At 68.3% G+C, this 24,391-nt stretch carries 23 protein-coding genes and 1 pseudogene; 10 read left to right on the forward strand and 14 right to left on the reverse strand.

Annotated features, from left to right (window positions below):
• Positions 1 to 34 precede the first annotated feature (34 nt).
• The 7 genes from EJC77_RS12255 (at position 35) to EJC77_RS12285 (ending at position 4,406) form a co-directional block, all read left to right on the forward strand.
• Entirely contained in the window at positions 35 to 739 is a 705-nt protein-coding gene (locus EJC77_RS12255; protein ID WP_125613008.1) for an ABC transporter ATP-binding protein, read from the forward strand.
• Between the two features lie 89 nt (positions 740 to 828).
• A complete protein-coding gene (locus EJC77_RS12260; protein ID WP_125613010.1) occupies positions 829 to 1,191 on the forward strand; it encodes an META domain-containing protein in 363 nt (120 codons plus the stop codon).
• A gap of 91 nt (positions 1,192 to 1,282) precedes the next feature.
• Complete coding sequence (locus EJC77_RS12265; RefSeq protein WP_125613012.1) at positions 1,283 to 1,615, forward strand: trypsin-like peptidase domain-containing protein; 333 nt, start codon at positions 1,283 to 1,285, stop codon at positions 1,613 to 1,615.
• Between the two features lie 120 nt (positions 1,616 to 1,735).
• A complete protein-coding gene (locus EJC77_RS21355) occupies positions 1,736 to 1,858 on the forward strand; it encodes a hypothetical protein (RefSeq protein ID WP_276309074.1) in 123 nt (40 codons plus the stop codon).
• Positions 1,859 to 1,969: 111 nt separating this feature from the next.
• Entirely contained in the window at positions 1,970 to 2,782 is an 813-nt protein-coding gene (locus EJC77_RS12275; protein ID WP_205787221.1) for a TIGR04255 family protein, read from the forward strand.
• Positions 2,782 to 3,525 carry a hypothetical protein gene (locus EJC77_RS12280; RefSeq protein WP_125613016.1) on the forward strand — a complete coding sequence of 248 codons (744 nt, stop codon included), beginning with the start codon at positions 2,782 to 2,784 and terminating at the stop codon, positions 3,523 to 3,525. Before EJC77_RS12275 ends, EJC77_RS12280 begins: the two co-directional genes overlap by 1 nt.
• Complete coding sequence (locus EJC77_RS12285) at positions 3,522 to 4,406, forward strand: hypothetical protein (RefSeq protein WP_125613018.1); 885 nt, start codon at positions 3,522 to 3,524, stop codon at positions 4,404 to 4,406. The genes EJC77_RS12280 and EJC77_RS12285 overlap by 4 nt, the downstream gene beginning before the upstream one ends.
• A gap of 192 nt (positions 4,407 to 4,598) precedes the next feature.
• Here the strand turns inward: EJC77_RS12285 and EJC77_RS12290 are convergent, their stop codons facing one another.
• The 6 genes from EJC77_RS12290 to EJC77_RS12315 form a co-directional block, all read right to left on the reverse strand.
• On the reverse strand, positions 4,599 to 5,621 hold the full coding sequence (locus EJC77_RS12290; RefSeq protein ID WP_125613020.1) for a zeta toxin family protein: 1,023 nt from the start codon (positions 5,619 to 5,621) through the stop codon (positions 4,599 to 4,601).
• A gap of 14 nt (positions 5,622 to 5,635) precedes the next feature.
• Positions 5,636 to 6,124, reverse strand: coding sequence for a helix-turn-helix domain-containing protein (locus EJC77_RS12295; protein ID WP_125613022.1), 489 nt, complete (start codon positions 6,122 to 6,124; stop codon positions 5,636 to 5,638).
• A 274-nt stretch (positions 6,125 to 6,398) separates the two neighbouring features.
• Entirely contained in the window at positions 6,399 to 7,937 is a 1,539-nt protein-coding gene (gene arfA, locus EJC77_RS12300) for an arabinosylfuranosidase ArfA (protein WP_125613024.1), read from the reverse strand.
• A gap of 34 nt (positions 7,938 to 7,971) precedes the next feature.
• Positions 7,972 to 8,874 (reverse strand): carbohydrate ABC transporter permease, encoded by a 903-nt coding sequence (locus tag EJC77_RS12305; protein WP_125613026.1) that lies wholly within the window; start codon positions 8,872 to 8,874, stop codon positions 7,972 to 7,974.
• A 2-nt stretch (positions 8,875 to 8,876) separates the two neighbouring features.
• A complete protein-coding gene (locus EJC77_RS12310) occupies positions 8,877 to 9,818 on the reverse strand; it encodes a carbohydrate ABC transporter permease (RefSeq protein ID WP_125613028.1) in 942 nt (313 codons plus the stop codon).
• Positions 9,819 to 9,830: 12 nt separating this feature from the next.
• Complete coding sequence (locus EJC77_RS12315) at positions 9,831 to 11,180, reverse strand: extracellular solute-binding protein (protein ID WP_240630195.1); 1,350 nt, start codon at positions 11,178 to 11,180, stop codon at positions 9,831 to 9,833.
• A gap of 17 nt (positions 11,181 to 11,197) precedes the next feature.
• Between EJC77_RS12315 and EJC77_RS12320 the strand changes: the two genes are divergently transcribed.
• Positions 11,198 to 13,246, forward strand: a complete 2,049-nt coding sequence (locus tag EJC77_RS12320; RefSeq protein ID WP_125613030.1) for a hypothetical protein — start codon at positions 11,198 to 11,200, stop codon at positions 13,244 to 13,246.
• 9 nt (positions 13,247 to 13,255) lie between these two features.
• On the opposite strand, the pseudogene EJC77_RS12325 reads toward EJC77_RS12320, so the two are convergent.
• Positions 13,256 to 14,268: pseudogene (locus EJC77_RS12325) on the reverse strand (LacI family DNA-binding transcriptional regulator).
• 396 nt (positions 14,269 to 14,664) lie between these two features.
• Between EJC77_RS12325 and EJC77_RS12330 the strand changes: the two are divergent.
• Positions 14,665 to 14,928 (forward strand): hypothetical protein, encoded by a 264-nt coding sequence (locus EJC77_RS12330; RefSeq protein ID WP_125613032.1) that lies wholly within the window; start codon positions 14,665 to 14,667, stop codon positions 14,926 to 14,928.
• Positions 14,929 to 14,992: 64 nt separating this feature from the next.
• On the opposite strand, the gene EJC77_RS12335 is transcribed toward EJC77_RS12330, so the two are convergent.
• The 6 genes from EJC77_RS12335 to EJC77_RS12360 all read right to left on the reverse strand — a co-directional run bounded on the left by EJC77_RS12335 (position 14,993) and on the right by EJC77_RS12360 (position 22,636).
• A complete protein-coding gene (locus tag EJC77_RS12335) occupies positions 14,993 to 15,901 on the reverse strand; it encodes an aldose 1-epimerase family protein (protein ID WP_125613034.1) in 909 nt (302 codons plus the stop codon).
• A 5-nt stretch (positions 15,902 to 15,906) separates the two neighbouring features.
• The gene (gene araA, locus EJC77_RS12340; protein WP_125613036.1) at positions 15,907 to 17,421 is read right to left on the reverse strand and encodes an L-arabinose isomerase; all 1,515 of its coding nucleotides are present in this window, start codon (positions 17,419 to 17,421) and stop codon (positions 15,907 to 15,909) included.
• 23 nt (positions 17,422 to 17,444) lie between these two features.
• Positions 17,445 to 18,134, reverse strand: coding sequence for an L-ribulose-5-phosphate 4-epimerase (locus EJC77_RS12345; RefSeq protein ID WP_125613038.1), 690 nt, complete (start codon positions 18,132 to 18,134; stop codon positions 17,445 to 17,447).
• Positions 18,131 to 19,879: a ribulokinase gene (gene araB, locus EJC77_RS12350; RefSeq protein ID WP_125613040.1), complete on the reverse strand. Its 1,749-nt coding sequence runs from the start codon at positions 19,877 to 19,879 to the stop codon at positions 18,131 to 18,133. Before araB ends, EJC77_RS12345 begins: the two co-directional genes overlap by 4 nt.
• 118 nt (positions 19,880 to 19,997) lie before the next feature.
• Complete coding sequence (gene arfA, locus EJC77_RS12355; protein ID WP_125613042.1) at positions 19,998 to 21,512, reverse strand: arabinosylfuranosidase ArfA; 1,515 nt, start codon at positions 21,510 to 21,512, stop codon at positions 19,998 to 20,000.
• Between the two features lie 98 nt (positions 21,513 to 21,610).
• On the reverse strand, positions 21,611 to 22,636 hold the full coding sequence (locus EJC77_RS12360; RefSeq protein ID WP_125613044.1) for a LacI family DNA-binding transcriptional regulator: 1,026 nt from the start codon (positions 22,634 to 22,636) through the stop codon (positions 21,611 to 21,613).
• A gap of 85 nt (positions 22,637 to 22,721) precedes the next feature.
• Here EJC77_RS12360 and EJC77_RS12365 point away from each other — a divergent pair, with 85 nt between their 5' ends.
• A complete protein-coding gene (locus EJC77_RS12365) occupies positions 22,722 to 23,972 on the forward strand; it encodes a D-arabinono-1,4-lactone oxidase (RefSeq protein WP_125613046.1) in 1,251 nt (416 codons plus the stop codon).
• Here the strand turns inward: EJC77_RS12365 and EJC77_RS12370 are convergent.
• Entirely contained in the window at positions 23,969 to 24,367 is a 399-nt protein-coding gene (locus EJC77_RS12370; RefSeq protein WP_125613048.1) for a winged helix-turn-helix transcriptional regulator, read from the reverse strand. The genes EJC77_RS12365 and EJC77_RS12370 overlap by 4 nt on opposite strands.
• Positions 24,368 to 24,391 lie beyond the last annotated feature (24 nt).

Raw genomic sequence — 24,391 nt, forward strand, 5'->3', positions numbered from 1 at the left:
ACCACCGACCGCCCCCAACGAAAGGAATCCCCCCATGTCTGCCCTGAACCAACCTGTCTTGAAGCTTACCGACATCACGCTCGAATACCCGGACGGCGACGGCATCGTCACCGCCCTGGACCGCGTCACCCTGGACGTGGCCGCCGGCGAATTCCTGTCCCTGATCGGCCCGTCCGGCTCCGGCAAGTCCAGCCTGCTGGCCGTCGCCGCCACGCTGGTCACCCCGACCGGTGGCACCGTGCTGATCGACGGGGTCGACGCGACCGGGTTGCGCGACGCCGCGCGGACGGCACTGCGCCGCGACAAGGTCGGCATCATCTTCCAGCAGCCGAACCTGCTGGCGTCGCTGACGGCGCTCGAACAGCTGGTGATCGTGGACCACCTGCGCGGGGACTCGCTGCGCGCCGCGCGGGAGAAGGCCGCCCAGCTGCTGGACGTCGTCGGCCTGGCGGGGTCCGCCGGCAAGCGCCCGCACCAGCTCTCGGGCGGGCAGCGCCAGCGCGTCAACATCGCCCGGGCGCTCATGGGCGACCCGTCCGTGCTGCTCGTCGACGAGCCGACGGCGGCGCTGGACCACGAGCGCAGCGACTCGATCGTGCGCCTGCTGCGCCGGGTGACGGACACGTTCTCCGTGGCCACGGTCATGGTCACGCACGACACCGAGTTCGTGCCGCTGACCGATTCGGTGGCGAGCATGCGCGACGGCGTGCTGGCCGCGGCCCGGCCGGTCGGTGTGTAACGAACCGGTCCAGCCCGGCGCCGGGTCGCCTGCCGTGTCGTAGCATGGGCCTTGGAACGGACCCGCACAATCCTGATCGGAGCACGCTGATGCGCAAACGCCTTCCCCTCCTGGCCGGGAGCCTGCTGCTGGCCCTCACGCTCGGGGCCTGCGCCGGGCCCAGCGGCCCCAGTGGAACGTGGGGCAATGGGGTCAGCACGGACAAGCTGCCGTACCTGCAGCTGTTCGACGGCGGCCTCTTCTCCGGAAGCGACGGCTGCAACCGGCTCCTGGGCGGGTGGAAGGCCAATGGCGACAAGGTGACGTTCGGCCCGGTCTCCTCGACCCAGGCGTCCTGTCCCGACGTCGACACGTGGCTGTCGAAGGCGGCCACCGCCAGCATCGACGGCAACACACTGACCGTCTTCGACCAGGGCGGCACGAAGCTGGGCACGCTCGACCGGCAGGGCTGAGCCGCGTGACGCCGGGCCGCCACCCTCCCCACGGAAGGTGACGGCCCGGCGTCGTGCGGCGGAGCGGGCAGCGGCGGGTTCATCCGCCCGGATGGCTACATCCTGTCCAACAACCGCGTCATCTCCGCCGCGGCTCCAGGCGGCACCATCGACGTCGTATACAGCGACGGCCACGAGGACCAGACCCAAGCTGGTGGGCCGCCACCCGTTGTCCGACCTGGCCGTGCTGATGGTCCCCGCCGCCGAGGCGCCGCCCACCATGGTGCTTGGCGATTCGTCTGCGGTCCGGGTGGGCCAGCCGGTGGGGGCGCTCGGCGCGCCGCTGTGCCTGTCCAACACGGTCACGGTCGGCATCGTCAGCGCACTCAGGGGCATGCCCGAGGCCCCGGCAAAGGCGTGTTTCACGGGGCCGGCAGCAGTTTGACGGGTCGCTTTGCGTGTCTGGCGTGATGTCGTAGGGCCTTGGCGATGTTCTCCCAGCCGGCCAGACGCAACAGGCTGATGACGGTGTTGCGCACAGTGGCCATGACCCGGGGCGCATATCATGGCCAGCATCCGTAACCTGGCCATCAGCATCCACCGGCTGGCCGGCGCGACCAATATTGCCAAAGCTCTCCGAACTGCAATGCGTGATCCCCGGATCGCCCGCCAGCTCACCGGACTTTGAAAAGGCCCTGGGCGCGTAGACACGGGGTTCGCCGTCACGGCTACCAATTGTCCGTGAGTGCATCTAAAGTGCATATCATGGTGAGAAGAGATGTCTGACACTGCCCAGCCCATGACCACCGACCTGCCTCTTGGTGATCTGCCGTCGGTCGACAACACCCTGCTCTCGAATGCTCCGCTGGAGGTCGCGATCTGCGAGGTCCGATTCACGTCTGCGCGGACCGAGGTTCGGGCTGAGACGGCTGCGCGCATCCGGGATGTGCTCGTTGAGACGATGGGCATCGACTTCCCCAGCATCCAGGTTGCCACCCAGGGCACGATGCAGATCAACCTCAACGCCGGAGCCCCTTCGTGGTCGGGGGACCAGACAACGGGCTGGCAGGTGGCGTCAACGGATGGCCAGCACAGCGCGACCGTCTTCCCCGGCAGCGTCATCTGGCAGGTCGGTGCCTACGAGCGCTGGAGCGTGAGCATGCGCGCACCGCTCAAAGTGCTCCTGAATTCCCTTGCAGCCGATCAGCCTCCGTCACTCGTGCAGCGGGTCGGCCTGCGGTATGTGGACCGCTTTGTCGATCCCGCCTGCCATGCCCTTGGGGACTGGTCCGGGAAGATCGACACAACCCTGCTGGGGCCCGTCGGCAACAAGGTCTTCGGTTCGAAGGTCCGCGGGGCACAACAGCAGATCGAGATCGCCCTCGACGGTCGGCACGGAGCCATCCTGCGGCACGGTCCGATCCCCGACCAGGAGACCAAGAGCGTCAATTACCTGCTGGACATCGATATCTTCGCGAATGCCGCGGTTTCGTTCGATGTCATCGGGGTGCTCGACACCGCCGAGAGGCTGAACCGCACAGCACTGAGCCTGTTTCAGGCATGCGTCTCGGCGGAATATCTGCGAACGCTCAAAGGAGAGGGTGACGACTGATGTCCATGGCAATAGGCTCTCAACTCGCTTCGGCCACGCTACCGAGCTGGAACTGGAGCAGCGGGCGCGCTCCGGAGAATACCAGCGACGCAACGCCGATCGCGCTCGATCCGACCGCACCTGCACTGCGGGAAGCCTTCATCCTCTTTGCCGAGACATTGGAACCGATCCGCGACCAGGAGACGGTCCGGATCGTGCGCCGCGGCGACGCCAGATATCCGACGTTCATCTCCAACTCCTACGTCTCCGGTCCGATGTTCGTCCTGATGGTCGGAGACCCTTCGAAGCCCTTTGGGACGGCTTCACAGTGCGACCCCGAAACACCCGACCCGCTGGCCGTGTTCGAGCGCATCCAGGGCGAGCTGCGTGTCACCCAGAAGGACTTGTTCGCCGCGACCGGGATCAAGCGCCGGACGTTCTACTCGTGGAAAGACCCGTCCACGCCTCGGCCGCGTCCGTCGAGCCTCGGGCGGCTCTGGCATCTCGCGGATGCGTTGGAGGATCTGCGCGAGACCCTGGACCGGCCCGTGGCGGTTTGGCTCCACTCATCGTCTGAGCGCATGACTGCCTTCAAAGCCGGTCATTTTGAAGACCTCGTGGACCTTGCGGTCGCGATGCCCAAACCCGCGGAGAAGACGCACGGCACCTCGCGCAGACTCGGCGTTGCCTCCGACGTCGAGGTACCCATCGTGAGGACCGGCAGGCCCAAGGTGTCGGTGGTCGAGCGAGGTGTCCGGCGTTGACGGTCGATGACCTGCTCCCGGACTCGTGGCCTGAGGAGGCCGTCGTCGAACTCGATTCGTGGAAGCAAGGTCATCTCATCCACGGCGATGCAGGCGTGTGGCTTGCAGCTGCCGGAGGCGTGGACCCGGTGACCGGAGACGACTACCCCGACCACGATGGCGGGCTTGTCGCTGCGGTTGCGGAGCTCAGCGACACGGGCTATCTGGCAGTCGTCTCGCAGACCTGTGACATCGCGGCAACGGGCCCTGGCGCACGCCATCCGTTCATCCAGGTCTGCCCCGTCCGGGACATCGGAGCGGCGTTCCCCTCAGAGAAGATCGAGCAGATCCGTGCCGGGGAGATTGTCGAGTACGTGTACCTGACGAAACCGCCCGAGACGGGGAAGGAGTGGGCGATCGATCTGCGTGTCTCAGTGCCCCTCAGCAAGGGCGCGCTGATCGCGAATCAGCCGATCGAGGGTTTCGCCAGCGAGGACGACGAACTGAACCTCGGGGCACGGATCGCAGCCAAATACGAGCGTCCTGCGCTCCACGACTACCTCTCAAAGAACTTCATCGACGCGCTCAATGAATTCATTTCCGGGGCGAAGAAGTCACAGGACTGGTGCGATGACATCGAACAACTTCGTCTGGCGGTCGAAGGCCCGCGTCTGACGCCCAAGCGGGTGCGCCTCATCGTCGTGACGGATGGCGACGTCCTCGTCCCCTCGAAAAGGAAGCCGCTGCGCGAACACTGGAAGAGCCATAGGAAAGCCCTGAAAGCCGCGGGCATCGAGCAGGCACCCATCGGCTTCCGGCACATCGAAAAGCTCAAGGTCAAGGATTACCGGGAGAGCATCCCACTCAACATTCCGACCCTCGGCCGCGGACGCTTCGACTGACCGGCCAGTCCAACCTGTCGGTTCCCACTTCGGACTGGCAACTACGTTGAGACCGGACAGCCGGCTCTCCCGGCATCGGCGCCGGCCGCCAGCCGGCGTTCCAGCTTGGCGCGTTCCTCAGCGTCGGGTGAGTCAATCTTTCCTCGGCGGATCTCCACCTCGATGCGGCCTGAGAATGACCGCTCCACGGCACTACCACCCAAAGTCGTTACTGGATGAGGGCCGTCCCTTGGACGGTGCTGCATGGGTCGGTGAAGCCGTCCGAACGGCGGCCAGGGTGTCGGCGTCCACCAGCGGCCCGTCGGGTTTCGTGCGGCGGTGCTTGATGTCCAGCACGGGGCCCGAGTTCCGGTCCGCGACACGGTACACGACGTACTCACTGACACATCCATAGTCGGCGGCGACGGCCGCCGCGTTGGCTGCGCACCGGGATTCTTTGTCTTCCGGCGCAGTGAACAGTGAAGCCGAGAACGACTGAGGCACCCAGCGGCCTCCCAGCTCGGTATCCTTGCCAGTGTCCTTTCCATTCTCTGCCGCCAGGTAGCCACGTTCCCAGCGCACCATGATGCGGGCCTCGCTGACGGCCTGGGTTGTTTCAACGTCGGCCACCATGACGTCGTAGCCGGCCGCATTCAGGGCGTCGAGCAGCATACGCGCGTTCTTCTCGCTCGACAGCGTGCCGTCAATGATGATGTTGTCTCCCCGCCCGATAGCTTCCCTGGTAGCCCTCTTCGCCAGATAGGACGATTCGTTGTGAACCAGTGAGGCAAGTTTGCGTGGGTAGAACTTCTCCCCCGCCGCTTCCAGCTCTCGCACTTCATCCGGCACCAGATAGCTGTCGTAGCTGCCGTCCTGGATTGCCTCGCGCAGCAGGTCGTCTTTGAAGTCGTCCGCGTTGATCGCCAGCCACTGTTTGGGCCGCATCCGGGTCTCTTTTATCAGGGCGTCTTGCGCGGTGGATTTGCCGACACCGGGAGGGCCGGCCAGAACGATTGCCTTGCGGTCCCGGCGCACGTCGGGGTGGGTTTCAATGAAGCGGCTCATGATGCTGTCATGTACTCGTGCGCGTACATCACGGGCACGCCCGCGTTTGACGTTGAACCACTCCGGGTTCTGGCTGGTGGCATGCTGGCTGTGGGCCGTCAGAGGGCCGCCGTCTGCGCAGAGCCGTTCAAGGTGTGCGCGGTGCGCGGCGGCTTGTTCTTCGCTGGTCACGCGTTACAGCGCAGTCATGGGGCGTCCAGGACGTCGTCCGACGCGTCCAGAATGAGGTCGTAGGCCTCACCGTCGATCAGTCCGGCGCTGCGGGCGTCCTCCACTTCCTCGAACGTTCCCGGCGGGTCCGGATACGGTGTGGAGTCCCATTCTGCCTGCGCGGCCGTATGGGCGTCGCTCTTCACGTAGGGCCACGCGGACAGTTCGCGGATCATGGTGTCCCGGTCGATGTCGCCGGCCGCGTAGCGCTCTGCAATTTCGTAAGGGCTGGCTCCGCTGAACCCCTCTGGAATCGGCTTCACTCCCCTGGCAGCCGCCTGCTTCAGCAGGCGGCTAATGGCCGGCTGTGCCACGCCCAGGGCGCGGGCAATGTCACGCTGTGCCGCCCCGGCGTCCACGGCGGAACGAACGGCCCTGATGTAGTCCAGGCCGCCCAGCTCCCGGCGTGCCCGGGCGCGGCGGGCACTGCTAAGCGCGGCTTCGGGGCTGGTAGTAATTGTCATATCCAAACCTCCTATATAACCAATGTTATCATCGGCGGATGGAACCTCCAGTACGCCGGCCAGTGCGACGGTGCCCAACGAAGACGGACCTCCGGCGGCGGCAGCGCGGGCATCGGGTTCGCCGTGCACTGGATCCAACAGCGCAATCGCTGCGGTTGCGACGCGGGGTTGACCAGCAGGCCGGCGCCCCGGCCCGCTGACGCTGCGTCGGAACGCACGCCGGGCCGTCACCCTCCCCACGGAAGGTGACGGCCCGGCGTCGTGCGTGGAACAGCTACGCCGTGGCGACCTCAAGCTCGACGACGGCCCAGGACAGCGCGGGCAGCGTCAACTTCAGCTCGTCCCCGGCCGCCTTGACGCCGTCCAGCGGCTTCAGGCCCACGGTGTCCCGGGCGCCGAGCAGGTTCGCGGCGAACCGGTCCGCGCCCTCGGGCACGGTGAGCACCTCGGCACGGGTGATGCGCCCGGCGTCGAAGCCGCGCAGCGCCACCTCCACATCCGCCGCCTCCGCCAGGCCGCGGTTGGCGAGGAAGAACGCCATCCGGCCGCGCTCCTCATCCCACGTGGCGGAGACGTCGACCAGGTCGGCGTCGCCGAACCGGGCGGTGGCGTACTTGTCGGAGACCACCCGGGTGCGCAGGATTTGCCCCTTCGCCAGTTCGGCCATGCGGGCGAACGGGTGGAAGATGCTCTGGCGCCACGCCGGGCCGTTCTCCTCGGCGAGAATCGGCGCGATCACGTTCACGAGCTGGGCCTGGTTGGCGATCTTGACCCGGTCACCGTGGCGCAGCAGCGAATTCAGCAGTGTGCCGACCACGACGGCGTCCGTGACGTTGTACTTGTCCTCGATGACGCGCGGGTGCTCGCGCCAACCCGCCGCGCTCACCCGCTCCGGCTGGTCCTCGCCGTCCAGCCCGCGCTGGTACCAGACGTTCCACTCGTCAAAGGACAGGTTGATGTGCTTCTTGTGCTTGCCCTTGGCCCGCACGGCGTCGGCCGTGGCCACCACGGATTCGATGAAGTAGTCCATGTCGACGGCGCTGGCCAGGAAGGAGGCGGCGTCGCCGTCGTGCTCCTGGTAGTAGGCGTGCAGCGAGACGTAGTCCACCTCGTCGTACGCGTGCGTGAGCACCGTCTGCTCCCAGGCGCCGAACGTGGGCATGCCCGAGCTGGAGCTGCCGCAGGCGACCAGCTCGATGCCGGGGTCCACGAAGCGCATGGCCTTCGCCGCCTCCTGGGCGAGCCGGCCGTACTCGTCGGCCGTCTTGTGGCCGATCTGCCACGGCCCGTCCATCTCGTTGCCCAGGCACCACAGCTTGATGTTGAACGGGCCCTTGTGGCCGTTGGCCGCCCGCAGGTCGGACAGGTACGTCCCGCCCGGATGGTTGGCGTATTCGACGATCTGGCGGGCCGCGTCCACGCCGCGGGTGCCCAGGTTGATGGCCTCCATGACCTCGGTGCCGGCCTTGGCGGACCAGTCGACGAACTCGTGCAGGCCGAACGCGTTGGTTTCCAGGGTGTGCCAGGCCCCGTCCAGCCGGCGCGGGCGGTTGGCCACCGGGCCGATCCCGTCCTCCCAGTTGTAGCCGGAGACGAAGTTGCCGCCGGGGTAGCGGACCACCGTGGCGCCGAGTTCCCTCGTCAGCGCCAGCACGTCCTTGCGGAAGCCCTGCTCGTCGGCCTCCGGGTGGCCGGGTTCGTAGATGCCGGTGTAGACGCACCGGCCCATATGCTCCACGAACGATCCGAACAGGCGCCGGGGCACCTCGGAGATCGTGAAGTCGCGGTCGATGCTGATCCGTGCACGGGACATGGTGGGGTTTCTCCTGTTTTCTTGTGGTGGTTGCTCAGGTGCCGGCCAGGCCGGTGGTCGAGATGCCCTTGATGATCTGGCGCTGGAAGAACAGGAACACCACGATCAGCGGCAGCGCGGCCAGCAGCGCGGAGGCCATGTTCTGGGCGTACTGGATGCCGTAGGCGCTCTTGATGGTCTGCAGCCCCACGGGCAGCGTCAGCATGGAGCTGTCATTGGTGACGATGAACGGCCACAGGAAGTTGTTCCAGGCGCCGATGAACACGAAGATGGCCACGGCGGCCAGGATGGGCCGGGACAGCGGCAGCACCACCTGCCAGAAGATGCGCACCCGACCGGCGCCGTCCACGCGCGCCGCGTCCTCGAGTTCGTGCGGGATCTGGTCGAAGAACTTCTTCAGCACGAACACCATGGCCGGGGCGATGACCTGCGGCAGGATGATGCCCCAATACGTGTCGACCATGTGGAACGCGACCATCTGGTAGAACAACGGGATGATCAGCACCGGCGGCGGGACGATCAGCGACGCGATGATGCCGACCATCAGCAGCTTCTTGCCCCTGAAGTCGATGCGGGAGAGCGCGTAGGCGGCCAGCGCGGAGATGACCAGCGTGATGGCGGTGATCAGGGCGGAGGTGAACAGCGAGTTCCACGTCCACGCCGGGATGTTGCCCTCCTTGAGCACCTTGGCGAACGCGTCGAACGTGAAGCCCGACGGCGGCACGATGGTGATGGGGGTGGCCGCGGCCTCGGTCTCGCTCTTGAGTGCCGTGATGGTCGCCCACGCGAACGGGACCAGCCAGGTCACGGCGAGCACGGCCACGATGACGGTGGCGATGACGCGGCTGGGTTTGATTCGTTTGCCGGGCCTGTTCGACGGCGTCTGCCGGGCGGGTGCCCGGCCCGCCCGCGGCGTGGCGAGGGTCTGTGTTGCCATGGCTAGGCGCTCCTTTTGCGGGTGGGCTTGGTCCGGGTGACGAAGAACTGGGCGACGGAGACGACGACGATGAGGGCGAAGAAGATGTAGGAGATGGCGGACGAGTAGCCGAGCCGGTAGCCGGTGAACCCGCTCTCGAAGATGTACTGCACCACCGTCCGGGTGGCCCCGCCGGGGCCGCCGCCGGTCATCTGGTACACCTGGTCGAAGATCTTCAGCGAGGCCAGGACCTGCAGGATCACGATCATGACGGTCGTCGGGGTCAGTTGGGGCAGCGTGATGGAGAAGAACTGGCGCCAGCCGCCGGCCCCGTCCAGCGCGGCCGCCTCATAGTGCTGGACGGGGATGTTGGCCATGGCGGCCACGTAGAGCAGGAAGTTGAAGCCGACCGTCCACCACAGCGTGGCGATCACGATGGACCACATGGCCACGTCCGGGTTGTTCAGCCAGTCGACGGGCGGGATGCCGACCTTGCCGAGCACGTCGTTGATGAGGCCCAGCTGCGGGTTGAACATCCACGTGAAGAACATGGACACGACCGTGGAGGCGAGCAGGAACGGGGCGAAGAAGGACAGCCGCCACAGCCACTGCGCCGGCAGGCCCATGTTGGCCAGCGCGGCCATGGCGAGCGCCACGATGACCAGCGGCACGGTGCTGATGACGGTGAAGTACAGCGTGTTGCCCATGGAGTGCCACATGTCGGCGTCGCCGAGCGCCTCGAGGTAGTTGGCGAAACCGAGGAACGCGCTGTTCGCGCCGGTCAGCGACTTGCCCGTGAAGCTCATGATGACGCCGTGGATCAGCGGCCAGATGAGGAACAGCAGGAAGAACGCCAGGAACGGGGCCATGAACCCCCACCCGTGCAGGGCGTCGCGTTTCCGGCGGACGGCGTGCGTGTTGTCGGCCGCGTGGCCGGTCGCGCTTTTCGTGATGGATGTGCTCATTGCGTGTCTCCCTTACACCGGGTTCGGCTTGGACAGCAGCGTGTCCACGCGCTTGATGAATGCGTCCCAGCCGTCCGCGGCCTTGGTCCGGCCCAGGAAGACGTTCTGGATGTTCTCGGCGAAGTACGACTGGAAGTCGGAGCCGGAACCGGTGAACCAGGCCCGCGGGTCGTAGTTGATGATGTCCGCGGCGCCGGCGTAGTGCGCCTGCGGCCGCAGCGCCTTGTACGCGGCCGATCGGACCACGGGTTTGAAGGCCGGGATGTGGCCGGCCTGCGCCCAGGACAGGGATCCCTTGAGGATGGCGGCCACGAACTTGTACACGTCCGCCCGCTTCGTCTCGTCCAGGTTCAGCTGGTGCGGCAGGACGAACGCGTGCGAGTCCGCGTAGGCGGCCGGCGTGCCGAAGAGGGTGGGGATCGGCATGGCGTCCAGCGGCACGCCGGCCGTTTTCATGGTGGGCAGCTCCCAGACGCCGCTGAAGAACATCCCGGATCCCTGGCCGGCGAACTCGGCGATGGCGGTGCCGCCGTCGCCGCTCCTGGCCGTGATCTTGTCGTCGAGCAGGGACGTGATGAATTCGAGCACGTCGACGGCCACGTCCCGGTCGACCTTGGCCTTGCTGCCCTGGACCAGGTCCATGGTGGCCCCGTGCTGCTTGTAGAGCGTGTAGAACATGCGCCACATCTGCGCCCCGTCACCCAGGTAGCCGTAGGACAGCCCGTGCTTGCCGGTGACCTTGGCCATCTCCATGGCCAGCTCCTTGAACCGGTCCGGGCCGGTGATGGCCGCCAGCTGCCCGTTGGGTGCCAGCGCCCCGGCCTGCCGCGCCACCTTGGTGTTGTACATCATGATGAACGGGTGCGAGTCCAAGGCAATGGAGAACGACTTTCCGTCCACGATGCCGTTCTCCCAGATGCGCGGCGCGAAGTCCTCCTTCGTGACGCCATGGTGCGCCAGCAGGTCCAGGTCCCACGGGTCGAGCAGCCCGCCGGGCGCATAGCCGACCACGCGGGTGGCGTGCATGATGGCCACCTCCGGCGGCCGGCCGCCGGCGGACGCCATTGCCAGCTTCGTGTAGTACGGGGCACCCCACGCAAGCACCGTCGGGTTGACGTGGAAGCCGGCCTGCGAGGCGTTGACCGCATCGATCATGGCCTGCATCTTGATGCCGTCGCCGCCGGAGAGCAGATGCCAGAACCGCAGCTGCTGCTCCCCGGCCGCCCCCGCGGAACCGCCGCAGCCGGACAATGCCCCGGCGGCCAGCAGGCCTGCGAGGGCCGCCCCACCACCCTTGAGCACTTGGCGCCGGGATACCGCCCGATTGGGCAATTCTTCGAACAATCCCTTGTGTTGCTTCACCCGTCACTCCTTTGGACGTGATTCCTCCCGATCCGGGCCGGGCTGTGCCGCAGCGTATGACGGCGCTTTCCCCGGCCGGGATTCGTGATCTGGCTCATAGATTACATCGTTGTAAAAGTGAGGGCAAGACCTTTTTGTTAGCGCACACATTGTTACGCATGGCCAGTCCGCGCCCTGCCGCCGGCCGGACGGCGGGGCCGGCAACCGCCGTCGTCCGCGGCAACCGGGCGCACGGCTGCCGGATCACACTACGAGAGCACCATTATTCTGTGCCCAAAACGGATTGCGGGCGGCCCGGAAATGGTGCTAGGCCGTTAAGTGGCTTGTCCGCCGGACCCGGTGGGCCAGCCGTCGATGGCAGGTGCACAATGAATGTTCACAAGTTCGGGCAACGATCCATCTGGACAGCCGCGGTGGCGGTTTTCGTGACTGTTCTCGGGGTGACGGGCGCCGGCTGGACAATTGCCAGCCCGGCGCAGGCGGGGGCACCGCCCACGCAGTCATCGGGCGAACTGGACTGCAACGGCCACAGTACGGCACAGCAACCGATTCGCCCGACCATGAACTGTACCGATGTCCGCGGCCTCGCCGGGGTGGACAACGCCAATACGTGGGGCGGCCGCTTCTACGACAACGGTTACTACATCGGGCATGACGAGCCTGACCTGACCTACTTCTCCTCGAGACCGGGGTCCGGGAACAACGTGACGTGGCTGGAGACCCTGGGATCCGATCCCGCGGCCGCCCCCACGGTGGCGACGCCGGGCGCGGATGTGTCCCACTGGTTCGAGCTGTCGATCGCCCCATGGTTCTCGATGGACATGTGCGATCCGAATTCGTATCCGCTGAACGCGTGCACCCCGCAAAGTGACGCGAACGCACCATCCGCGACGTTCTCCGGCGGCGGGTCCGCATTCATGGAGATGCAGTTCTACCCGCCGGGGTTCGCGCCCTTCGCCGAGTCGATCAGCTGCGACAACACGCACTGGTGTGCGGCCCTGAATATCGACAGCCTCGAGTGCACCCTGAACTTCGCCTCGTGCAACACCTCCTGTGTGGAGCCGGTCAACTTCGCCTTCATCCAGACCAATGGCGTGCCGGCCGGGCCGCCCAGCCCGCAGAAGACGAACCTGGCCACGTTCACTCCGAACAGCCACACCCTGCTGATGAATCCCGGGGACAGGGTCGCGGTGAGCATGAAGAATGCGCGGGTCCCGGGTGGCGGGGGCAGCGCCTTCGAGGTCGTGCTCGCTGACCTGACCACCCACCAAACCGGTTTCATGCAGGCGTCGGCCGCGAACGGCTTCCAGAACACGTCGATCGCGGACTGCTCGGGCACGCCGTTCAACTTCCAGCCGGAATACTCGACCGCGACCAAGGGAAACATCACGCCGTGGGCGGCCCTGCAGACCAACATCAGCACCCAGTTTGAAATCGGCCACTTCGAGCCGTGCACCCAGGTGTCCGACGTCGTGTTCAACGGTGCCGGCGGCCCGGCGGACCCGGTCTACAACAAGTGCACCGGCCCCTACGAGGCCAGCTCGGACACGGGCACCCCGGAACAGGGGGATGCGGCCTGCTTCCCGCTGGGCGACACCCACGGCACCCTCGCCTCGGCCCCGAACGTGGTCAGCGGCTGCATTGACAACGTCTTCCAGAACGGCGACCTGGACTTCGACGGTTCGCCGTACTGGGCGCAGTGGCCGACCGGCCCGAGACCGACCGGCACCTTCCCGGCCAGTTTCGTCCAGTCGACGCCGTTCACCGCCGGCCACCGGTATTCGTCGTTCATGTTCCAGACCGACGTGGCCCTGAGTGAATCCACCTGCACGGCTAAGACGCAGACCGGCTGTGCCGTTCCGCCGCCGAATTCGCCAGGCAACTTCTACCCATACTGGAGCCTGGCCAACCTGGTCGGCGGCGGCTGCGCCATTGAATTCGGCAATGTGTCCGGTCCGGGCGTCAACACCTTTGGCAAGGATGCGCAATACGGCACCAACCTGTTCACGACGCTCGGTTACCCCGAGTTCGAGAGTGCGGTGTATCCGAACACCTGCCGCTACTGAGCCACGCCGCTAGGGTCCCAGCGGACCCGTGCTGGCGCGTTCGATGATCCGGTACGGAAGCGTGACGTCCACGGGCGGGCGCTTCCGTTCCGCCATGCGTGCGGTCAGCAGCCGCAGGGCCTGCTGCGCGATTCCCCGCTTGTCGACGTGGATCGTGGTCAGGGCGGGCACGGTGAACCGGCCGTCGGCGATGTCGTCGAACCCGGCCACCAGCACATCCTCGGGTACGCGCAGCCCGGCGCCGGCCAGCACGCTCAGGGCGCCGATGGCCAGTGAGTCCGTGAAGCAGAACAGCGCCTCGGGGGCCGGGTTGTCGCGCAGGAACTCCCGCAGGGCGTCGGCGCTGCCCTGTGGCGTCCAGTCGTCGCAGACGATCTCCAGCGTGGGATCGTGCGGGAGTCCCAGTTCGGCCAACGCGGCGCGGTAGCCCGCGGCGCGCGCCAGGGCCGTGGCGGAGCGGCGGGTGCCGTTGGCGCCGAGCACGGCGATCCGGCGCCGTCCCGTGCCGGCCAGCGCCATGGTCATGGCCCGGGCGGCGGCCACGCTGTCCACGCCCACGTGGTCCACGATCTGCTGCGACACCTCGCCGAGCAGGACCATGGGCGGCAGGTTCCCGCCCACCCTGATGGCGCTCTCATCCAGGGCCACGGGGTTCAGGATCAGCCCGTCGACCAGATTGGCCCGCGCCCGGGAGACCAGCTCGAATTCGCGNTTGCGGGTCACGGCCGGTCTCCTCGATCTGGATGCCCCAGCCGAGCTCGTGCGCCTCCTCCACCACGTGGTGGGCCAGCTCGGCCGAGTAGGGCGTGCCCAGGTCGGGAAGGGCCAGGCCGATCACGCCCGTGCGCCCGTTGCGCAGCCCGCGGGCCGACAGGTTGGGCACGTAGTCCAGCTCGGCCAGCGCCGCCTCCNACCCGGGTCCGGGTCCGCTCGCTGACGGGCACCAACCCGTTGACCACGTTGGACACCGTTTTCGGGGACACGCCGGCCAGGGCGGCCACGTCCTTGACCGTGGCGCGCATGGCTCTCTCCCTTGCCGTCAATTTGCCTGCGGCGGGCTGGCTGCCGCGCCTGCCTTGATGCTACAAGACGAGCGCGGGCGCCGCCTTGCGATGCAAACTGGGTGTACCTTTCCCACATGGGTGAGACTTCATACTGAGGACGGTTTCGTGCGAACTTCCACGTTGTGGTGTGTTGCTTTGCTTTCCGCGACGGTGCTCATGAGTTGCGCCTCGTGCGGGAGTTCGCCGGCGTCGAGCACGACCCCATCGAGGAGTTCACCAGGGGCCCCCACCCCGGCCTGCGGCACCACGGAAACCTTGGGGTGTGGCATCTACGTGTCCGTCTCGGGCAAGGACGCCAGGATGAATGACCTTCCATGGCTCACCGCCCAACCCCTGAGGATGACGGTCAGCTCGATGAACGGCACCCAGAGCCTGGTCATGACCACGCCATGCAACACACTCAATGTCCCGATCATGCTGACAAACACGCTCATCACCCCTGATGCTGCGGCCATTGTGTCCGGGACCCAAGGGTGCCTCGGATCGAACGGCGATGACGAAGCATGGGTTCACGCGTTCCTGAGCCATCCAATTGCGTATTCACGGGTGAACACGACGTTCACGCTCACCAATGAGGCCGGCACCATCGAATTCACCAGCACCAGCCCGGCCAACTAAAGGTGTCACCGCCGGCCAACGGTTCTTGGGTCGCTCCCCATCCCCGCCCTGGCGGAGGCGGGTGTCAGGCCCCGAAGATCGTCCAGCCCGCCACGTGCGTGCTGCCGGGGTACAGCCGGATGAGGTCCGTGCCGGAGGTGAACGCCTCCGGCGGGCAGGTCATGGGCTCGACGGCCAGTCCGAGTCGGTTCGGCGCGGGCGCCGGTTTGTCGGCCGTGTGGACCTGCAGCCACGGGCAGCCCTCGTCCCAGGCCATCCCGACGGAGGTGCCGGACGGGTCGGTGAGCAGCAGCCGGGCCCGGCCGGCGTCGTCGATGGTGATGTTCGTGAACGCGTGGTCGATTTCCGTGGCCCCGATGACGCGCGGTTCGCGGAAGTCGAAGGCGTGGCCGGCCACGGGGGCCAGCCCGATCGGCAGCAACCGGTCACCGGTCACCTCGAGGAACGACTCGGCCGGCAGCTCCAGCGTCCACTCATCCAGCGGCGCCGGGCCGGCCACCAGGTACGGGTGCGGGCACACGCCGTACGGGGCGGCCGCGTCCCCCACGTTCGTGGCGGCCACGGCGCACGTCAAACCATCCGCGTCGAGGTCGAACGTGGCGTGCAGCTCCAACGCAAAGGGATAGCCGGGCGTCGGGGCGATGGCACAGCGCAAGGCGAGCCTGTCGTCGTCGTGCTCCACCATCTCCCACAGGCGGTCGTAGACCAGCCCGTGCAGCGCCGTGTTGCGGTCCTTCTCGTTGACCGGCAGGTGCCGCACCGTGCCGTCCCAGCGGTACGCGCCGTCGGCGATTCGGTTCGGCCACGGGGCCGCGACGATGCCGCGGAAGTCCGGGATGGGCGCGGCCGCCTCGAACGGGACCACCAGGTCGCGGCCGCGGAACCGCAGCCGGCACAGGGCCGCGCCGCGCTCCACGACCCGCGCCTCGTAGTCGCCGGCGGCGATCACATGCACGGCGCCGTTCGCATTCATACCGGTCACAGTCCCCCGGCCAGCCTGTAGTACGCCGCGTTCCACCGGATCTCCTTCTTGAACTGCCCGATCGTGGTGCCCTCGCCGATGGTCAACAGTTCGGTCTGCGCCATCTCGGCGAAGTCCTCGAACGCCTCCACCCCGACGGCCGTGGACAACACGGTGTGGTGCGCGGCGCCGGCCGTCAGCCAGGCGGCCGCGGACGTGGCGAAGTCGGGCTTGGGGCTCCACAGCGCGCGTGCCACCGGCAGGTTGGGCAACGGGGCATCGAGCTCGACGACGTCGACGGCGTTCGCGACGAGGCGGAACCGGTCGCGCATGTCGGACAGGGCGACGACGACGCCGGCGCCCGGGTCCGTGTCGAACACGAGCCGGACCGGGTCCTCCCGGCCGCCGATGCCCAGCGGATGGATCTCCAGCCGGGGCTTCGAGATGGTCAGCGACGGGCAGACCTCCAGCATGTGCGCGCCGAGGATCTTCTCCGCACCCGGCACCAGGTGGTACGTGTAGTCCTCCATGAGCGACGCGCCGCCGGGCAGCCCGGCACCCATGACCTTCGCGGCACGCACCAGGATGGCCGTCTTCCAGTCGCCCTCAGCGCCAAAACCGTAGCCGTCGGCCATGAGCCGCTGGACGGCCAGGCCGGGCAGCTGGCGCAGCGCGCCCAGATCCTCGAAGGACGTGGTGAACGCGGCCGATCCGTTGGCCTCCAGGAAGGAACGCAGGCCCAGCTCGATCCGGGCGCCGTAGCGCAGCGAGTCGTGCCGGGGCGCGCCCGGCCGCAGCTCCGGGGCCACGTCGTACAGGTCCAGGTACTCGGCGACCAGTGCGTCGACGTCCGCCTCGGCGGCCGCGTGCACGGCGTCGGCCAGCTCGTTGACGCTCCACGTGTTCACGGACACGCCCAGGCGCAGCTCGGCCTCGGTCTTGTCTCCCTCGGTGACGGCCACATTGCGCATGTTGTCGCCAAAGCGGGTCAGCTTCAGCCCACGCACGGCCGCCCAGCCGGCCGCAGCACGCTGCCAAATGCCCACCTGGCGGCGGACCTCCGGGTTGGACACATGCCCCACCACGGTCTTGCGCGGCACGCCGAGGCGGGCCTGGATGTAGCCGAACTCGCGGTCGCCGTGCGCCGCCTGGTTCAGGTTCATGAAGTCGAAGTCGATGTCCTCCCACGGCAACTCCACGTTGGCCTGGGTGTGCAGGTGCAGCAGCGGCTTGCGCAGCGCGTCCAGACCCTGGATCCACATCTTGGCCGGGGAGAACGTGTGCATCCAGGCGGTCACGCCGATCACGTGGTCGGCCGCGTTGGCCTCCAGCGCGGTGCGGCGGATGGCGTCGGCGTCGGTCAGGACCGGTTTCCACACCAGCTTCACGGGCGCGTCGGCGTTCAGCGCGTCAGCGATCTCCCGCGACTGGGCGGCCACCTGCTTGAGGACGTCCTCGCCGTACAAGTGCTGGCTGCCGGTCAGGAACCACACCTCGTAGCGGTCCAGGGAGACGGAGTTTGCTGTGCTCATGTATGTGCTTCCTTCGGAATGCTTCAGCGGGCCGGCTGCCCGTAGACGTTTTGGTAGCGGGCGTGCAGCGAGTCGACCACGGCGCCGTCGAGGGGCGCCGGCTCGCCGAGCTGGCGGGCCACGTGGACGGTCTTGGCCACCTCCTCGCACAGGACGGCGGCCTTCACGGCGGCGCGCGCGTCCGGCCCGATCGTGAACGGGCCGTGGTTCTTCATCAGCACGGCCGGCGAAGGGCACGCCCGCAGCGTCTCCACGATGCCGCGGCCGATCGAGTCGTCGCCGATCAGCGCGAACGGCCCCACCGGGATGTCGCCGCCGAACTCGTCGCCCATCATGGTCAGCACGCACGGGATGGGCTCCCCGCGCGCCGCCCACGCGGTCGCATAGGTCGAGTGCGTGTGCACCACCCCGCCCACCTCCGGCATATGCCGGTAGACGTATGCGTGCGCGGCGGTGTCCGACGACGGCGCCAGCGCCGGGTTGCCCCAGTCGCCGGCGGCGGGGGTGCCGTGCAGGTCGGTGACGACCATGGCGTCGGGGGTGAGGTCGTCGTAGGAGACGCCGGAGGGCTTGATGACCATCAGGTCTGCGCCGGGCACCCGGGCGGAGACGTTGCCGGCCGTCCAGACGACCAGGCCGTTGCGCGTCAGTTCGGCATGCAGCGCGCACACCTCGGCGCGGAGGGCCGCGATTGATGCTCTGAGGTCGCTCATGCCGGCACCACGGCCATCCGGGCATCCCCGGCATCGCGGGCCGCCCGCGCGATGCCTTTGAGCCGGTGCATGAGCTCGTTGGCGCCGCGGCCGAAGTAGTCGTGCAGCGCCGTGTACTCGGCGAATAGGGCGTCGTAGGCGGCCACGTTCTCCGGAACCGGCTCATACACGTCGGCCGGGTCGGCGCCCATGGCGTCGGAGGCGGCCCGCACGTCCGGGTACGCGCCGGCCGCGACGGCCGCGTGGATGGCCGAGCCGAGGGCCGGCGCCTGGGTGGAGCCGATGGTGCGCACGGGCAGCCCGATCACATCGGCGTAGATCTGCATGAGCAGCCGGTTCCGCGGCAGCCCGCCGGCCGCGACGAATTCCGTCACCGGAACACCCGAGGCGTTGAACGCCTCGACGATGGTGCGCGTGCCGAACGCCGTGGCCTCCAGCAGCGCCCGGTACGTGTCCTCGGGCCGGGTGGCCAACGTCTGGCCCACCACCACGCCGGAGAGTTCGTGGTCCACCAGCACGGACCGGTTGCCGCTGTGCCAGTCCAGCGCCACGAGCCCGTGCGCGCCGATCGGCTGTGCGGCGGCCAGCTCGGTCAGGTGCTCGTGCACGCCCAGCCCGCGCGCGGCGGCCGCGTCGTGGTAATGCGGCGGGACTGAGGTGTTGGCGAACCAGCCGAAGATGTCGCCCACCCCGGACTGTCCGGCCTCGTAGCCCCACAGGCCGTCCAGGATGCCGCCGTCGACGGCGCCGCACATGCCGGGCACCTCGCGCAGTTCGCGGCCGTTCATGACGTGGCAGGTCGAGGTGCCCATGATGGCCGTCAACTGGCCGGGAGCGACGGACCGGGCGGCCGGGGCGGTCACGTGCGCGTCGACGTTGCCGACGGCGACGGCGATGCCCGCCGGCAGCCCGGTCCAGGCCGCCGCCTCCGCGGTGAGCGTGCCGGCGGCCTCGCCCAGCCGGCCGATCCGGTGCTCCACCTTGTCCGTGACGAAGTCGGCGAACGCCGGGTTCAGCGCGGTCAGGAAGTTGCGCGACGGATACGCCCCGTCCTGGTAGATGCCCTTGTAACCGGCCGTGCAGGCGTTGCGCACGTAGCGCCCGGTCAACTGCCACACGATCCAGTCCGCCGCCTCCACCCAGTGCTCCATGGCGGCGTACGTCGCGGGGTCCTCCTCGAGCAGCTGCAGGCCCTTGGCGAACTCCCATTCGGCGGAGATGAGCCCGCCGTAGCGCGGCAGCCACGCCTCGCCGCGGGCCGCGGCCACCGCGTTGATCCGGTCGGCCTGCGGCTGCGCGGCGTGGTGGCGCCACAGCTTCACGTACGCGTGCGGGTGGTCGGCGTAACCGGGGACCTCGTTCAGCGGCGTGCCGTCGGCCAGCGTGGGCACCATGGTGCAGGCCGTGAAGTCGGTGCCGAGGCCGATGACGTCGGCCGGATCGATCCCGGCGTCGCCCACGGCGGCCGGCACGGCGTGGCGCAGCACGTCGCGGTAGTCGCCGGGCACCTGCAGCGCCCAGTCGACGCCCAGCGGCACCCGCCGCCCGCCGGTTGCGGCGGGCGGCAGCTCCTCGGTGAGGACGCCGTGCGGGTAGTCGTACACGCCCGTGCCCAGTTCGGCGCCGTCGCCGACGCGCACGACGACGGCGCGCCCCGACAGCGTGCCGAAGTCGACGCCGATCACGTACTTGGCGCCGGCCTCCGGCGCTTCGGCGGCCCCGGTCGGGGGCGGGAATTCTGTCATGGTGACCTCTCAACCAGGGGTGAAGATGTGATTGGGCTCAATTGTTAGCGCTAACAACGTGCGCTGTCAAGGATAGTGCGCTGTCAAGGCCTGCCCAGGGTCTTCCCGGGCCTCCGGTTCAGCGGGCCAGTGCGACGGCGGACCAGGACACGGGCGGCAGCGTCACCGTGAGCATGCCGCCGGCCAGCACCGCCTCCTCGAGCGTCTTGAGCCCCACGCGCTCCTGGTCGTCCAGCGTGTTCTTGGCGTACACGTCATCGTCGTGCAGCGTCACGGCCTCCGTGATGGCCGTGGCCGCCAGCGAGCGCACGTCGATGCTCACCTCGATCGGCTCGGTGCGGCCGCGGTTGACCAGGAAAACCGCGGCAGCGCCGTCGTCGACCGTCACCACCGAGTCCACCAGCGGGGCGTCCCCGTGCACGGCCGTGCGGTACGTGCCGGCATCGATGCGCGGGCGCAACACCTCGCCGCCGGCAAGCCGGGACATGACGGAGAAGGGGAAGAATGTGGTCTGGCGCCAAGCCGCGCCGCCGGGCTCGGTCATGATCGGGGCGATCACGTTGACCAACTGGGCGAGCGACGCCGAGGCCACCCGGTCGTGATTCTGCAGCAGCGTGATGAGCAGGTTGCCCAGGACGACGGCGTCGGCCACCGAGTACACGTCCTCCAGCTGGCGCGGGGCCACCCGCCACCCGTCGTTGACCTCGTCGGACGCGCGGTGCTCGTCGAGGTACCAGATGTTCCACTCGTCGAAGGAGAGCTTGATCTTCTTGCTGCTGCGCAGCTTGTTGCCCACGTGATCGGCCGTGGCGGCGACCGTGTCGATGAAGTACTTCATGTCCAGCGAGGACGCCAGGTAGGAGCCCAGGTCGCCGTCGCGTTCCTGGTAGTAGGCGTGGCAGGAGATGTAGTCGACGTGCTCGTAGCTGTGTTCAAGCACGGTGCGTTCCCAGTCGCCGAACGTCGGCATGGCCGATCCGGAGGACCCGCACACCACCAGTTCCAGGTCCTTGTCGGCGGCCTTCATGGCCTGCGCGGTCCGGGCGGCGAGCTTGCCGTAGTCGTCGGCGCTCATGTAGCCGGTCTGCCACGGGCCGTCCATCTCGTTGCCCAGGCACCACATGCGCACATTGTGCGGCTCCTCGGTGCCGTTCTTGATGCGCGCGTCGCTCAGCGTGGTGCCACCGGGATGGTTCGCGTAGTCGAGCAGGTCCACGACCGCCTCGATGCCGCGCGTGCCCAGGTTGACGGCGAGCATGAGCTCCGAGCCGGTCAGCTTCAGCCAGCGGGAGAACTCGTCCAGCCCCACCTGGTTCGTCTCGATGGAGTGCCAGGCCAGGTCGCGGCGGACGGGCCGGTTCTCGCGCGGGCCGACGCTGTCCTCCCACCGGAATCCCGAAACGAAGTTGCCGCCCGGGTAGCGAATGGTCGTGGAGCCGAGCTCCTTGACGAGTTCGACGACGTCCAGGCGGAAGCCGTCCTCGTTGGCGGTCGCATGCGTGGGTTCGTGGATGCCGTCATACACGCAGCGACCGAGATGCTCGACGAAGGACCCGAAGATCCGCCGGTTGACGGGGGCGACGACGGCGCTGCGGTCGACGACGATGGTTGCCTTGGTGACGGTGCTGTTCATGATGTGTTTCCTTTGTCTCGAGTACACGTTCTACAACGTTGTAATGCTAATGAGGCCGCGGCCGGGTGTCGATGCCCGCCAGCGAAGGCGTGGACCGTTCAGCCCCCTGCAAGGCCCGCCGTCGTCCCGCGCACCACCAGTTCGGGCCGGACGACGACGGTGGCGCCCCGGCTGCCCTCGGCCAGTTCCGCCAACAGCACCTCGATGCAGCGCCGGCCCAGCGCCTCGAAGCCCTGCCGCACCGTGGTCAGCGGCGGTTGGTAGTAGCCGGACTCGGGCACGTCGTCGAAGCCGGCCACCGAGATGTCCGCCGGAACGCGCCGGCCGCTCTCGGCAAAGGCGCGCAGCAGGCCGAGGGCCATCTGGTCGTTCGCCGCGAAGACGGCCGTCACGTCCGTGTTGGCGGCCAGTTCCAGTCCGGCCCGGTATCCGCCGCCGGCGCTCCAGTCCCCCTCCACGAGCGGCCCGTCGGACAGTCCGGCGTCGGCCAGCGCGCCGCGCCACCCCTCGATGCGGGCCTTGGCGTCGATCCAGTCCCGCGGGCCCGACACGTGCCCGATGGTCCGGTGGCCCAGCCCGATCAGGTGGGCCACGACCTGCCGGGCACCGGATTCCTGGTCCACCCTGACGCCGCTGAGCCCGGTGGCCCCGGCCGCGCCGATCACCACGACCGGCACGTCCAGGGACAGCTCGCGAAGGGTCTCGAAGATCACGTCATGGGGCACCTGGACGACTATGCCGTCCACGCTCTGGTCCGTGAACCGCCGCAGCGCCTCCTGGATGGTTCGGGCCGAGACGTCGCGGATGCCGGCGATGCTGACGAAGTAGCCCGCCTCCCGGGCCGCCTCCTGGACGGCCAGGAGCGTGCTGGAGGGTCCGTATTCGCTCATCTCGCTGGCCAGCACGCCGATGGTCTGCGACCGGCGCGTCACGAGCGAGCGGGCCGCCGTGTTGCGCCGGTAGCCGAGCTCGGCAATGGCCCGTTCAACCTTCTCCCGGGTCCGGTCGCTGACGTTCGGGTTGTGGTTGAGCACCCGGGACACGGTCTGGTGCGACACCCCGGCGACTCGCGCCACGTCCTCCATCACGGGGGCCCGGTGCTGCCCTTCGGATGCTGCCGCCATGCCTGCTCCTGTCCCATCGACAACTTGTTCGCGCTAACATAGCATTATTCCACACCCCCCGCACGTCCGGCCATCGAAAGGCATCATGAAGAACTGGGCAGGAAACCTGGGCTACCGGGCCGCACGCACGGAACACCCGTCCACCGTCGCCGAATTGCAGGCGCTCATCGGTGCGGCCTCGTCGGTCAAGGCGCTCGGCTCGCGGCATTGCTTCAACACCATCGCCGACACGGCCGGCACCCACGTGGTCCTGGACAAGCTGGCCGATGAACCGGAAATCAAGGCGGCCGCCGGTACGGTCCGGGTGGCCGGCGGCCTCAGCTACGGCGTCGTCGGCGCGTACCTGCAGGAGCGCGGCTACGCGTTGGCCAACCTGGCCTCGCTGCCGCACATCTCCGTGGCCGGGGCCGTGCAGACGGGCACGCACGGATCCGGCGTCGGCAACGCGTCGCTGGCCGCGGCCGTGCGCGCCGTCGAGCTCGTGCGCGCGTCGGGCGAGGCGGTCCGGCTCACCGCGGACGACGGCGGGGAGTTCCGGGCCGCCGTCGTCGGCCTCGGCGCGCTGGGCGTGATCACGCACCTGGACCTGGCGATCGAACCCACGTATGCGGTGCGCCAGCAGGTGTATGTGCGCTTGCCGTGGGAGCGCGTACTGGCCGATTTCGACGCCGTGGCCTCGGACGGTTACAGCGTCAGCCTGTTCACCGACTACACCGGCGACGCGGTCGCGCAGGTCTGGCGCAAGGTGCGCGACGACACCCCGGGCGCCGAACGGCGCGCCGACTTCCACGGCGCCCCGGCGGCGACGGCGGCGATGCATCCGCTGCCGGGCATGTCGGCGGACAACTGCACCGCGCAGTTGGACGTTCCCGGCCCGTGGCTGGACCGGCTGCCGCACTTCCGGCTCGAGTTCACGCCCAGCAACGGGGCGGAACTGCAGACCGAATACCTGCTGCCGCGCGGGCATGCGGCGGCAGCGCTGCGCGAACTGCGGGCTCTGGCCCCCGTGCTGGCCCCGAAGCTGCTCGTCTCCGAGGTCCGCACGGTCGCCGCGGACGACTTCTGGTTGAGCCCTTCGTTCGGGCGCGACAGCGTGGCCTTGCACCTGACGTGGAAGCCTTTGCAACCCCAGGTGGAGGCCGTGCTGCCGCTCATCGAGGAGCGGCTGGCGGCATTCGGGGCCCGGCCGCACTGGGGCAAGCTGTTCGCCGCGGACGCTGCCGCGCTGCGCCCGCTGTACCCGGGTTTCGACGACTTCCGCGACCTGGCCGCGAAGCACGACCCGACCGGAAAGTTCCGCAACCCGTTCCTGGACCGCGTCTTGTACGGCGCTTAGTCGCCGGCGATCCGCCCGTCCTGCGCGTCGTCGTACCGGTCGCGGGCCCGCAGCATGGCGGCCACGTTGTGCTCGGCCCAGTGCCGCAGCGTCGCCAGCGGTTCCAGCAAGGTGGCACCCAGGTCCGTCAACTCGTAGTCCACGCGCGGCGGCACCTGCGCGTGGATCGTGCGCCGGAGAAGCCCGTCGCGTTCCAGTGTGCGCAGCGTCTGTGTGAGCACCTTCGGCGTGACGACGCCGACCATGCCCTTCAGTTCGGAGAAGCGTCGCGGCCCGTCCTCGAGCACGGCGATGATGAGCGCGGCCCACTTGTCGCCGACGCGCGCCAGCACGACGCGCGACGGACAGTTGGGGTCCAGCACGTTGCCGACCATGTCCGCGGCCTTGGTATCCATGAGATAACTCGGTTTCGTTGAAGC

This window comes from Specibacter cremeus (assembly GCF_003946885.1).
Lineage (GTDB): Bacteria > Actinomycetota > Actinomycetes > Actinomycetales > Micrococcaceae > Specibacter > Specibacter cremeus.

Bases quoted from the DNA above. Each gene is read 5' to 3' on its own strand.
- EJC77_RS12255 (WP_125613008.1), top strand. From the start codon at position 35: ATGTCTGCCCTGAACCAACCTGTCTTGAAGCTTACCGACATCACGCTC.
- EJC77_RS12260 (WP_125613010.1), top strand. From the start codon at position 829: ATGCGCAAACGCCTTCCCCTCCTGGCCGGGAGCCTGCTGCTGGCCCTC.
- EJC77_RS12265 (WP_125613012.1), top strand. From the start codon at position 1,283: ATGGCTACATCCTGTCCAACAACCGCGTCATCTCCGCCGCGGCTCCAG.
- EJC77_RS21355 (WP_276309074.1), top strand. From the start codon at position 1,736: ATGGCCAGCATCCGTAACCTGGCCATCAGCATCCACCGGCTGGCCGGC.
- EJC77_RS12275 (WP_205787221.1), top strand. From the start codon at position 1,970: ATGACCACCGACCTGCCTCTTGGTGATCTGCCGTCGGTCGACAACACC.
- EJC77_RS12280 (WP_125613016.1), top strand. From the start codon at position 2,782: ATGTCCATGGCAATAGGCTCTCAACTCGCTTCGGCCACGCTACCGAGC.
- EJC77_RS12295 (WP_125613022.1), bottom strand. From the start codon at position 6,124: ATGACAATTACTACCAGCCCCGAAGCCGCGCTTAGCAGTGCCCGCCGC.
- arfA (WP_125613024.1), bottom strand. From the start codon at position 7,937: ATGTCCCGTGCACGGATCAGCATCGACCGCGACTTCACGATCTCCGAG.
- EJC77_RS12305 (WP_125613026.1), bottom strand. From the start codon at position 8,874: ATGGCAACACAGACCCTCGCCACGCCGCGGGCGGGCCGGGCACCCGCC.
- EJC77_RS12310 (WP_125613028.1), bottom strand. From the start codon at position 9,818: ATGAGCACATCCATCACGAAAAGCGCGACCGGCCACGCGGCCGACAAC.
- EJC77_RS12330 (WP_125613032.1), top strand. From the start codon at position 14,665: ATGAACGGCACCCAGAGCCTGGTCATGACCACGCCATGCAACACACTC.
- EJC77_RS12335 (WP_125613034.1), bottom strand. From the start codon at position 15,901: ATGAATGCGAACGGCGCCGTGCATGTGATCGCCGCCGGCGACTACGAG.
- araA (WP_125613036.1), bottom strand. From the start codon at position 17,421: ATGAGCACAGCAAACTCCGTCTCCCTGGACCGCTACGAGGTGTGGTTC.
- EJC77_RS12345 (WP_125613038.1), bottom strand. From the start codon at position 18,134: ATGAGCGACCTCAGAGCATCAATCGCGGCCCTCCGCGCCGAGGTGTGC.
- araB (WP_125613040.1), bottom strand. From the start codon at position 19,879: ATGACAGAATTCCCGCCCCCGACCGGGGCCGCCGAAGCGCCGGAGGCC.
- arfA (WP_125613042.1), bottom strand. From the start codon at position 21,512: ATGAACAGCACCGTCACCAAGGCAACCATCGTCGTCGACCGCAGCGCC.
- EJC77_RS12360 (WP_125613044.1), bottom strand. From the start codon at position 22,636: ATGGCGGCAGCATCCGAAGGGCAGCACCGGGCCCCCGTGATGGAGGAC.
- EJC77_RS12365 (WP_125613046.1), top strand. From the start codon at position 22,722: ATGAAGAACTGGGCAGGAAACCTGGGCTACCGGGCCGCACGCACGGAA.
- EJC77_RS12370 (WP_125613048.1), bottom strand. From the start codon at position 24,367: ATGGATACCAAGGCCGCGGACATGGTCGGCAACGTGCTGGACCCCAAC.